The organism is Paracoccus aerius, assembly GCF_014656455.1.
GTDB classification, from domain to species: domain Bacteria; phylum Pseudomonadota; class Alphaproteobacteria; order Rhodobacterales; family Rhodobacteraceae; genus Paracoccus; species Paracoccus aerius.
The window spans coordinates 152,037-161,062 of sequence record NZ_BNCL01000008.1 but is presented as its reverse complement, the minus strand read 5'-3'; the positions used below and the strand labels follow the sequence as shown (position 1 = coordinate 161,062).

Sequence of the window (9,026 nt, the reverse complement as noted above, 5' to 3'; positions counted from 1 at the left end):
CTAAAAGGAACTTTGTGGATGTCCACTGCAAACGAATACGCCGGATTAGCTGCACTTTCCATCTGCGAGTCACTCCTGCTTGCAATGAACGACGCCGAGTTGTTATCCGAAAACGAGATCATGGGAGTTCTCCGCGATGCCGCGGCCGCCCACGAGAACGCCATTGGCAGTGAGGTAAACAGGAAGGAGCACCGGGCTGCTGCTGACCTGATCAACGCAATCATTGTTGGAGGCAATTCGGTTCGGCACCCGTGATGGGGTTTGCGTGCGCCGATTGGCATCCTGAACCTGCTTCGGTGAGCGTTATTCATCATGCTCTACCGCGATCTGAAGCTTTGGAAGCAAAAGCCGTCCGCGAAGGAGGCGTCCGTCCTCGCCCAACGCTTCGACGACATCTTCGGGCAGCGTACCCGTTACAAGGAGCTGGGTCAGTTGCTGTCGCGCCTGCACAGGCGAAAGGGCGAACTGCTGAAGGTGCTGGAGCGACCCGAGATCCCGCTCCACACCAATGGCTCCGAAAACGACCTTCGGGCCTGCGTGACCAAGCGCCGGATCTCGGGCGGCACCATGAGCGCCGATGGCCGCCAGGCCCGCGATGTCATGCTCGGACTGATGAAGACCTGTCGGAAACTCGGCATCTCCTTCTTCGCCTATATCGGCGATCGCCTCGGCCTCAGCGGCACTGGAGAGCGCATCCCCCTGCTACCCGATCTGGTGGGTGCGCAACCGGCGTAAACTCACGCCGCGCCGGAATCTGCCCCACTTACCCCTACCCACAAGTGGGGCAGATCTCCGGGCAGTGTGGTTCAGACGGGTTGCTGGGCGCCTGATTCAGTTAGCAAGGGATAGAACTGGCGGATCGCTGCACGGCTGGCTGCGTAACTGGGGCAGATTCCGGGGCAGTGTGGCTCAGACACATTGCTTGGCAACCGTTTCAGCTAGCAGGGGCTACAACCAGCCTATCGCCTGTAGACCCGCTGCCCCGCAATCTGCCCCACTTACGCTGGCTGCCCGGAAATCTGCCCCACTTACCCCCTACCCTTGCTCTCTTTAGATCACATATAAAGGTGTGTACATCTCTATAGCCGCTTCTACGGATTATATTGCGGTTTAGTGCTGAGACTCTTGGAGAAGCACTTTATCCAAGAAAGACATCACTGCTTGGCATAGGTGGCGTGCTGAAGATGCAGAAGTTTGTAGGCCTGCAGACAGCAGCAGAGCCAAATGACGCAGCATCCTTCGCTCAGCCTGATCTAGAGAGACCATATGTAAAATCGTGTTAAAACGACCGTTTCATCGACATCGATGAAAATGTATGCGTCGATAAGAGAGATCGCGGTCACCTGATCCGCTGCGGGAAGGAGCCGCCTATATCCACTTACTCAACCGGCCACCGGAACCCTGCTCATGCCGGCGTTGGCCACTGCCTGACGGTCGAAGGTATAGGTCTGGGTGCAGCCGGCGTTTCGCGCGGAAAGGGCGATCAGGTGGTCTGAAAAACCCGCTCCGCCTTCGCGGTATCGGTTGATGGCGGCGCCGACCCGGTCAGGGGCTTCGACAACGACCTCTCGGGCGGCTAGAAGGCCGTCGATGGCGCTTGCGATTTCGGCGCGAGGCAGGCGGTAGGCGCGTTCCAGCACCCAGACCAGTTCAACAAGAACCTCGCGGCACAGCCAGGCGGGGTTGTCCTCGGTCAGTTCGGCGAAGACGGCGGTGGCCTGTGCGGCCTGGACGGGGTCGTCCTGCACCAGGAAGCGGACGACAACGTTCGTATCAAGAGCGATCATTCCCCCGCAGCACCCTGGGCCACGGCTTGTTCCATGTCGTGCAGCGTGACCGGTCGCTGACCCTCGCGCCGCAGGATGCCCGCAAGGCTGGCCACCGGGACCATCCGCATCAGCCGCACCTGCCCGTCGTCCAAAATGACATAGCGCAGCCGGTCGCCGGGCTGCAGCTCAAGCGCATGTCGTACCGCCTTCGGCAACGTGGTCTGGCCCTTGGTGGTAAGGCTGGATTCTGACATGGCTGAACTACCTTCCTGTGTTATTCCTTACAGATAGCAAAAACGCATTGCTTCCTCAAGTTGAGGGTGATGCGTCCCTGATGGACGCTGGGGCCGCATTACCGGCCCCTACTCCGTTCCGTCACCCGATCTGGTCCAGCATGGCGGCAACCGCCGCTTCCAGCTTGCGCCGGTCCACGGCCGAGAAGTCACGCGACAGGCGAACCTCGAGCCGGCCATTGGCGGCGGTGCATTTCGCGTTGCCTTGCGGCCGGGGGATCTGGAAGGTGGTCTTGGCGCGGCCCGTCGGGGGCGCGGGGCGCAGGGGCTTGCCAGCGGGGCGTTCCTCGGGTTCGTCATCCCCCTGCCCCGCGAAGCGCCGCAGCAGGTCAAGCTCGTCTTTGACCGAACGGGTGTCCCAGTCGTTCAACTCGGCTGCGATGGCGGCGGCCAGTCCCTCGACCTCGGTCAGGCGCTGCGCGAGCGAGAGACCCAGGGCCCGCGGGATTTCCTGGGGATACATCAGCACCTCGCCCAAGGCCTGGACCAGAGGGATGAAGTTACGGATATAGCTGCGCTTTTGATAGCCCGCCGACTTGAACAGGATCGCCACCGCCCGGTCGGGATCCTGTTCGGCGGTGTGCGGATCCATCGCGTAATGCAGGGCCAGCTGCGCCATTTCGGCGAAGGAGATGTCCTTGCGGACCATGTTCTCATCGACCATGCGGCGGTAAAGCTGCTCCAAGGCGTCGCCCCGCGCGGCGATCCCGGCGGGGATCCGGCCCCAACTGTCGGCATCGCCGGTTTCCTTCAGCAACTGGCGATAGGCGGACAGGCGACGCCAGCCCTGGATCAGCTCGTATCGCCCGTCCCTGCCCGGCTCGACCCGGATCGGGTTCGACAGGCCGATGTCGCGGATCGAGGCCACCAGTTCGGCCAGTTCGAAATCCGCCGCCGGCGCCCGGTCGCGGATCAGCTTGTGGGTGTCGATGGCGTCCAACGGGATCAGGTCCACGATTAGCCCTGCCCGCTTCAGCCGGACATGTTCCTGCGCAAGCGCATCGTTTTCGGCGCGGATGCGGGCTTCCAGTTGGGCGCGGTCGCGGGTGGATTCGGCCGTCTCGGCGATGGCCGTGGCCATCGGCCCCCGGCGCTGCGCCTTGTCGCCCTCCTTCCCCGCCGGGAAGGTTTCGGGTTCTTCGGCGGGAACCTCGATATCGAACATCCGGCGCTTGCGGCTCATGCCTTGTCCTCCAGCTTGTCCCAGGCAGTCAGCACATGGGACCGAAACTCCTCGTAGGCCTGATCGAAGGTCGCGCGGGCCCGGCGCCAGGTGCCGCGGGTCATCTCGCGATAGTCGATTTCATAGACCGAGCTGAGAAAGCGGCCGGACTGCTCGACCGCGCGGGTCAGTTCGATCGGGTGCTGGGCCATGCGGTCGCCGAAGACCTGGCGGAAGGCGCCCAGCATCGCCTGATGCAGTTCGTTCGCGGGTTCGAACCGCGTCATCAGGAAACGGATATCGGCAAAGGCCTTGGGCAGGGCGATCTTCCCCGTGGGGAAGTTCTCGAACCCATGGGACAGATCCTCGAGCGCCTCGGCAAGCTGGCCGATGAAGCTGGTGGTCGAGTCGTATTCCCAATAGCCGGGACCCGAGGGGATATAAAGCATGTCGGCCGCAAAGACCGCATTCATCGATTGATAACCGATGGCCGGGGGGCAGTCGAATAGAATCAGGTCATAGGCCTCGTCCGGCAGGGAATCGAGAAAGCGCGACACGGCGCCGAAGAAGGTCCATTCCGGGTTCAGGTGCCGGTACTGGGCACTGGCGAATTCAACAAAGGCCGCATTGGCGCAGCTTGGCACGATGTCGATCGTGGGCCAGGCCGAGGGCTTGATGAAGTCGCCTGGTCGCAGCGAGCCCAGGCCCATGTCGCGGATCGAGGCGGGCAGCTTTCGCTGGGGCAGGGCGGTTCCCGATTCCGCCCCGGCCGCGGCGGCGTTCATCCGGTCGGTTTCGCGTTCCAGGTCGCGAGCCATGATGCCCCAGACGGTGTGATCCTCGCCCACGTCGGTCAGGCCCATGGAATGGGACAGCGTCGCCTGCGGGTCAAAATCGACCAGCAGAACGCGATAGCCGTCAAGCGCGGCGGCATGGGCGAAATGCAGTGCGACGGTGGACTTGCCCGCGCCGCCCTTGAAATTGGCGATGGCCGCGCGGAACGCGCGGCGGTCGGCGGGACGGGGCGGCATAAGCGACTTCTTGTTCACCCGCACCCGGCGGCGGAGCTCGTTGATCTCCTCGAGCGAGAACCACCGCTGGCGGCCGTCCTCCTCGACTTCCCCGAGGGGAAGGTTCGGGTCGGCGGCCAGCTTGCCCCGGAAGGTGGACTGGTTCATCCGGAAGATCAGTTCCGAAACCTCCCAGCTTGAAAAGCGGCGCAGGGTCTTTTCATTGTCCGGGCTGAAGGTCTGTCGCCGGATCCAGCCCTGCATCTTCAGGGACTGGGACTGCAGGCGGGCGAGGTCTTGGTGCGTATACATTATGGGCCTTGTCGCAAAGGACGCAGATTGTCGTCGTTTCCGCTTTTACGCCGGATTTGCGTTCTTGGCAAAAGACAAGTTCAATGAAATCGAAATTACCACGCAACCAGCCCCTGTTGCGCGAATCGGCCAAGCGGCGTGCGCTTGCCACGCAGGACCTGCGCAACGAATTGGGGGACGCCGAAGGCCAAGCCACGAGCCATTGGGGGACATTCGTGCCGGAATGGGTGACGTCCTGGCTGTCCCCCTATACCAGTGATACCGGATTCTCCTTACAGGATCGGGCAGCCCATTTGACGCCGCGACCGAATCTCTTGACAGGATCGCCCGCCAGGACGCTAATGAGGACGCGATGGTGAAAAGCGTTTAATGTTTTCCTCCGATCACGGGGGAACGCCGCCGCAGGGGCAGTTCGAACAAGGGCGGGCACAAGGGATGCAGCGGATCCGGGCCGTCGGCCGAGCGGCGGCGGCAAAGAAATACGACATCCTGTCGGCCATGATGGCCCATGCCCTGGCGGGCGATGCCCAGGACCAGCGGCTTGTGCTGCGGCTGATGGCGCTCATCACCACCCGCTACAACTGGCAGGCGGACGAATTGTCGATCGGCCAACGAGAGATCGCGCGGCTGTGGTGCGTGGACGAACGCACCGTCAAGCGCGACATGGCACGGCTGCGGGCCTCGGGCTGGATCACTGTCAAGCGCCAGGGCGCGCGGGGCAGGGTGTCGGTGCTGGGGCTGGACCTGGACCGGATCCTGCTGGACACGCGCCCCGCCTGGTCCAATATCGGGCCGGATTATGTGGCCCGCATGGGCGCCGAGGAAATGGCCCCGGAGGAAGCCGACCGCACCGTCGTTCCGTTTCGCCGCGCGGATGTCGCGGCCGCCGAAGGGGTCTGGGGCGCGGCCCGCGCCCATCTGGCGGCCGAGGATCGCGCGCTGTTCGACGCCTGGTTCGCGGGCCTTGCCGATGGCGGCATCGATGGGGGGTGCCTGGTGCTGATCGCCCCCAGTCGGTTCCACGCCACCTATTGCCGCACGCACCTGATCGGGCGGCTGCGGACCGCCGTCCGGCGCAGCGATCCGCGCCTGTCCCAGGTCCGGGTAGAGGCGGGGGGCTGAACCCCCGCGCTACAAGGACAGGTCTTCCAGGATCTCGCCCCGGATGCCCTTCAGCGGCTCTTCCTCGGCATGGCGCAGAAGATAGTCGTAGGCGGCGTCATGGCTGTCAAAGGCAAGAGGCGTGTCGACGGCGCTGAAGGCGCGGCCCCCTTGCGACAGCTTCATGTGGGGCGCGGCGCCCATCGCGATGACGAATGATCCCAACGGTTCTCTCCTTGTCGTGGTGGGGCGGACCCACCGCCCCGCGTCTCAACGCCGGAGGGGCGGGAAAGGCGCCATACCCGCCGCATCTTGACGCTGCCTGCGGGCGGGCCATGAATACCCGCGATGATAGACCATGACGCCACCCACCAACTGGCCGCCCTTCGCGCAGGCACGATCACGCCGCGCGAGCTGATGGCCGAAACCCTGGACCGGATCGACCAGGCCAACCCGGCGGTCAATGCCATCGTGGCGCTGCGCGACCGCGACGCGCTGCTGGCCGAGGCCGAGGCAGCGCCCCCCGGTCCCCTGCAGGGCCTGCCGATGGCGGTCAAGGATCTGGCCGATACGGCGGGGATCGTGACTACCTATGGCTCGCCCGCGTTTCGCGACCATGTGCCGGCGGCGGACAGCCCGATAGTCGCGCGGCTGCGCAGGGCAGGGGCGGTCATCATCGGCAAGACCAACACGCCCGAGTTCGGGCTGGGGTCGCACAGCTACAACCCGGTCTATGGCGTCACGCGCAACCCCTATGACCTGACGCGTCCGGCGGGCGGGTCCAGCGGCGGGGCAGGGGCGGCCCTGGCCGCGCAGATGGTGGCGCTTGCCGACGGGTCCGACATGATGGGATCGCTGCGCAACCCCGCCGGCTGGAACAACGTGTTCGGCTTCCGCCCCAGCTATGGCCTTGTGGCAGGCCGGGGTCCCGGGGATCTGTTCCTGGCGCAGCTTTCGACCGACGGTCCCATGGCGCGGTCGATCCGCGACCTGGAACTGCTGCTGGGGGTCCAGTCGGAACAAGACCCGCGCCACCCCCATTCCAGCGGCCCGTATCGCCCGCAGGCGCCGGACCGAAAGTCGCGGATCGGCTGGCTGGGCGATTGGGGCGGGGCTTATGCCACCGAACCGGGCGTGCTGGATCTGTGCGAGGCGGCACTGCGGGTCTTCGCGGATCTGGGCCACGAGGTGACGCCCCTTGCGCCGCCCTTTCCGGCCGAGGCGCTGTGGCAGGCCTGGACCACGCTGCGAAGCTGGACCATCGCCGGCAACCTGGAACCCCTGCTGCGCACCAAGCCCGGCATGGTCAAGCCCGAGCTGCGGTGGGAGATCGAGCGCGGCCTGGCGCTGTCCGCCGCAGATCTCCGCCGTGCCAGCACGATCCGGTCAGACTGGTTCCGCCACACGGCCGGGATGGAGGTCGATGTGCTGGCCCTGCCCACGGCGCCGCTTTTCGCCTTTGACGCCGATTGGCACTGGCCGCGCCAGATCGCCGGGGTCGCGATGGACAGCTATCACCGCTGGATGGAGGTGGTGGTGCCCGCGTCCCTGACCGGGCTGCCGGCGCTGTCGGTTCCGGCGGGCTTCGGCCCGTCGGGCACGCCCATGGGCCTGCAACTGATCGGGCATCGCGGGCGGGACGCCGCCATCCTGAACCTTGGCCGGGAATACGAGGCCGCGACGGACTGGATCACCCGCCAGCCCGCGATCCGGCTGCCCTAGCCCGGATCGCCCAGGACGGCCACGGCCTCCCACGGCTCCAGCAGGATCGGCCCGGCCGGGATCGCCTTGCGCGGCTGCACGGTTCCGATCAGGCCCGTGCCGCTGACGGCAAGGCCCGGCGGAACCTCGGCCCGTGCGGGGCTTGAGGAGATGTTGCACAGGACCGACAGCCGCTGGCCTTGCCATTCGCGGGCATAGGCCCAGACCTGCGGGTGATCGTCCAGCCAGGGGACGAAGCGGCCCTGCACGATCACTTCGTGCCGCTTTCGCAGCGCGATGAGGTGGCGGTAATGGGCCAGAACGGATTGCGGGTCGTCCCGCTGCGCCGCCACGTTGATCCGGTCGTGGTTGGGGTTGATCGCGATCCAGGGATCGCCCGTGGTGAAGCCCGCGCCGGGGGATGCGTCCCATTGCATCGGCGTGCGGGCATTGTCGCGCGCGGTGATGCCCGCGCCTTCCAGAAACTGCCGTTCCGGCAGGCCCTGGTCCAGCATCTCGCGATGCATGTTGATCAGCTCGATGTCGCGATACTGGGTGATCCCGGTGAAACCGGCATTGGTCATGCCGATCTCCTCGCCCTGATAGACGAAGGGGGTGCCGCGCATCAGGTGGATGGCGGTGGCAAGCGCCTTGGCGGACCGTTCGCGCCATTGCCCCGCATCGCCATAGCGCGACACCGATCGCGGCAGGTCGTGGTTGTTCAGGAACAGCGAGTTCCAGCCGTCGTCCTGCAAGGCCTCTTGCCAGTCGGCCCAGACCTTCTTGAAACCCACCAGATCCAGCGGGCGAGGGCGCCACTTGCCGTGCCGGTCGTCCCAGCCCGCGACGATATGGGCGAACTGGAACACCATGTCCAATTCCTCCCGGTCCCGCCCGCAATAAAGCAGCGCCGTGTCCCGCGACACGTTCCAGCTTTCGCCCACCGTCACCGCGTCGCGGCCGGCCAGCACCTCGCGGTGCATTTCCTGCAGGAAGGGGTGCAGATGGGGGCCTTCGGCGATCAGGTCGCGGTCGATGTCCTTGCCGATCAGGTCGATCACGTCCATGCGGAAACCGCGCACGCCGCGGTCCAGCCACCACCGCATCATGTCGTATATCGCCCGGCGCAGGGCGGGATTCTGCCAGTTCAGATCCGGCTGCTGGGGCGAGAACAGGGTAAAGGCATAGCGCCCGACCTCCGGATGATAGGTCCAGACCGGGCCGCCGAAATAGGCCCGCCGGTCGTCGGGCGGCCCGCCGTCCGGGGCCGGGTCGCGCCAATAGTAGAAGTCGTGGAAGGGCGATGCCCGATCCCGCTTCGCCTCCTGAAACCACGGATGCTGGTCCGAGGAATGGTTCACCACCAGATCCATGATGATGGCGATGTCGCGACGATCCGCCTCGGCCACCAGCCGGTCGAAATCGGCCAGCGTGCCGTATTCGGGCGCGATGTCCCAGTAGTCCGAGATGTCATAGCCGTTGTCCGCCATGGGCGAGCGATAGACCGGCGACAGCCACAAAAGCCCGATCCCCAGATCGGCCAGGTGATCCAGACGGTCGATGATGCCGGGAATGTCGCCCACCCCGTCGCCATTCGAATCCGCGAAGCTGCGCGGATAGATCTGGTATGCGCTGCGGTCCATCCACCATTGGGTCATGCCGTTCTCCTGTCGTTGCC

Annotated in this window: 10 protein-coding genes; 4 read left to right on the top strand and 6 right to left on the bottom strand. The window is 65.3% G+C overall.

Features of this window, described 5'->3' with window-relative positions:
• A partial coding sequence (locus tag IE224_RS11525) for a hypothetical protein (protein WP_308434864.1) occupies positions 1-255 on the top strand: 255 nt, incomplete at its 5' end.
• A 57-nt stretch (positions 256-312) separates the two neighbouring features.
• Positions 313-735, top strand: coding sequence for an IS66 family transposase (locus tag IE224_RS11520; protein ID WP_191310518.1), 423 nt, complete (start codon positions 313-315; stop codon positions 733-735).
• 647 nt (positions 736-1,382) lie between these two features.
• Here the strand turns inward: IE224_RS11520 and IE224_RS11515 are convergent.
• From IE224_RS11515 to IE224_RS11500, 4 genes are all read right to left on the bottom strand, one after another.
• Positions 1,383-1,787, bottom strand: a complete 405-nt coding sequence (locus IE224_RS11515; protein WP_167623600.1) for a type II toxin-antitoxin system VapC family toxin — start codon at positions 1,785-1,787, stop codon at positions 1,383-1,385.
• The gene (locus IE224_RS11510) at positions 1,784-2,023 is read right to left on the bottom strand and encodes an AbrB/MazE/SpoVT family DNA-binding domain-containing protein (protein ID WP_191310516.1); all 240 of its coding nucleotides are present in this window, start codon (positions 2,021-2,023) and stop codon (positions 1,784-1,786) included. Before IE224_RS11510 ends, IE224_RS11515 begins: the two co-directional genes overlap by 4 nt.
• A gap of 121 nt (positions 2,024-2,144) precedes the next feature.
• Positions 2,145-3,245, bottom strand: a complete 1,101-nt coding sequence (locus tag IE224_RS11505; protein ID WP_191310514.1) for a ParB/RepB/Spo0J family partition protein — start codon at positions 3,243-3,245, stop codon at positions 2,145-2,147.
• Entirely contained in the window at positions 3,242-4,546 is a 1,305-nt protein-coding gene (locus IE224_RS11500; RefSeq protein WP_191310512.1) for an AAA family ATPase, read from the bottom strand. Before IE224_RS11500 ends, IE224_RS11505 begins: the two co-directional genes overlap by 4 nt.
• Positions 4,547-4,981: 435 nt before the next feature.
• On the opposite strand from IE224_RS11500, the gene IE224_RS11495 reads away from it, so the two are divergent.
• Complete coding sequence (locus tag IE224_RS11495; RefSeq protein WP_191310510.1) at positions 4,982-5,668, top strand: hypothetical protein; 687 nt, start codon at positions 4,982-4,984, stop codon at positions 5,666-5,668.
• 9 nt (positions 5,669-5,677) lie between these two features.
• Here the strand turns inward: IE224_RS11495 and IE224_RS11490 are convergent, their stop codons facing one another.
• Positions 5,678-5,872 carry a hypothetical protein gene (locus tag IE224_RS11490; RefSeq protein WP_191310508.1) on the bottom strand — a complete coding sequence of 65 codons (195 nt, stop codon included), beginning with the start codon at positions 5,870-5,872 and terminating at the stop codon, positions 5,678-5,680.
• Positions 5,873-5,995: 123 nt separating this feature from the next.
• Between IE224_RS11490 and IE224_RS11485 the strand changes: the two genes are divergently transcribed.
• Positions 5,996-7,369: an amidase gene (locus tag IE224_RS11485; protein ID WP_191310506.1), complete on the top strand. Its 1,374-nt coding sequence runs from the start codon at positions 5,996-5,998 to the stop codon at positions 7,367-7,369.
• On the opposite strand, the gene IE224_RS11480 is transcribed toward IE224_RS11485, so the two are convergent.
• Positions 7,366-9,006 carry an alpha-glucosidase gene (locus IE224_RS11480; RefSeq protein ID WP_191310504.1) on the bottom strand — a complete coding sequence of 547 codons (1,641 nt, stop codon included), beginning with the start codon at positions 9,004-9,006 and terminating at the stop codon, positions 7,366-7,368. The genes IE224_RS11485 and IE224_RS11480 overlap by 4 nt on opposite strands.
• Positions 9,007-9,026: the final 20 nt, after the last annotated feature.

What these genes read in the sequence shown, in the direction of transcription:
- IE224_RS11505 (WP_191310514.1), bottom strand. Translation starts at nt 3,245, where the DNA reads ATGAGCCGCAAGCGCCGGATGTTCGATATCGAGGTTCCCGCCGAAGAA.
- IE224_RS11485 (WP_191310506.1), top strand. Translation starts at nt 5,996, where the DNA reads ATGATAGACCATGACGCCACCCACCAACTGGCCGCCCTTCGCGCAGGC.
- IE224_RS11520 (WP_191310518.1), top strand. Translation starts at nt 313, where the DNA reads ATGCTCTACCGCGATCTGAAGCTTTGGAAGCAAAAGCCGTCCGCGAAG.
- IE224_RS11480 (WP_191310504.1), bottom strand. Translation starts at nt 9,006, where the DNA reads ATGACCCAATGGTGGATGGACCGCAGCGCATACCAGATCTATCCGCGC.
- IE224_RS11515 (WP_167623600.1), bottom strand. Translation starts at nt 1,787, where the DNA reads ATGATCGCTCTTGATACGAACGTTGTCGTCCGCTTCCTGGTGCAGGAC.
- IE224_RS11495 (WP_191310510.1), top strand. Translation starts at nt 4,982, where the DNA reads ATGCAGCGGATCCGGGCCGTCGGCCGAGCGGCGGCGGCAAAGAAATAC.
- IE224_RS11510 (WP_191310516.1), bottom strand. Translation starts at nt 2,023, where the DNA reads ATGTCAGAATCCAGCCTTACCACCAAGGGCCAGACCACGTTGCCGAAG.
- IE224_RS11500 (WP_191310512.1), bottom strand. Translation starts at nt 4,546, where the DNA reads ATGTATACGCACCAAGACCTCGCCCGCCTGCAGTCCCAGTCCCTGAAG.